1 rRNA gene is annotated in these 501 nt (G+C 37.5%); it reads left to right on the top strand.

Annotated elements, in window-relative coordinates:
* Nucleotides 1–408: 408 nt before the first annotated feature.
* Nucleotides 409–501 (top strand): 16S ribosomal RNA (locus H4J41_RS00060); the annotation flags it as partial.

Below are 501 nucleotides of genomic sequence, written 5' to 3'. Positions count from 1 at the left end.
AACGTTGACATTAAAACTCAGGTGCGTAGAATGCGCATCTCGCTTCAGGCAAGGCCTGCAGCAACGAATTACTTTACGGTATAGAGCGAATGAGATTCTGTATCGGTTAGTTATCTTCTTTGAAGGAACTAACTTTCTTTAACAATTAGTTATCATGCAATTTGTGTGGACACTCACATTAACGTTGATTTTACATAGTTACCTTCGGGTAACAAAAAAACAGCTTAATATGATGTCACACAAAAATAAGTATAATTTAGAATTTCCTTTTTAAGGAATGAATAAATAATACGTTTTATGTAGTTACTTAGTTCCTAGTCGGGATTGAGTGACACGACAGAATTCATTGAGCAGATGTCTTTTCTTGGTTCACTTAGGTGAGTTAAGGTGAGCATCACAAACGATTTTTAATTGAAGAGTTTGATCATGGCTCAGATTGAACGCTGGCGGCAGGCTTAACACATGCAAGTCGAGCGGTAACAGAGATAGCTTGCTATCTGC

Source organism: Colwellia sp. MB3u-45 (genome assembly GCF_014077005.1).
Classification (GTDB): Bacteria; Pseudomonadota; Gammaproteobacteria; order Enterobacterales; family Alteromonadaceae; genus Cognaticolwellia.
Note: the sequence above shows the minus strand (reverse complement) of the source record. Positions and strands in the feature narration are given on the sequence as shown.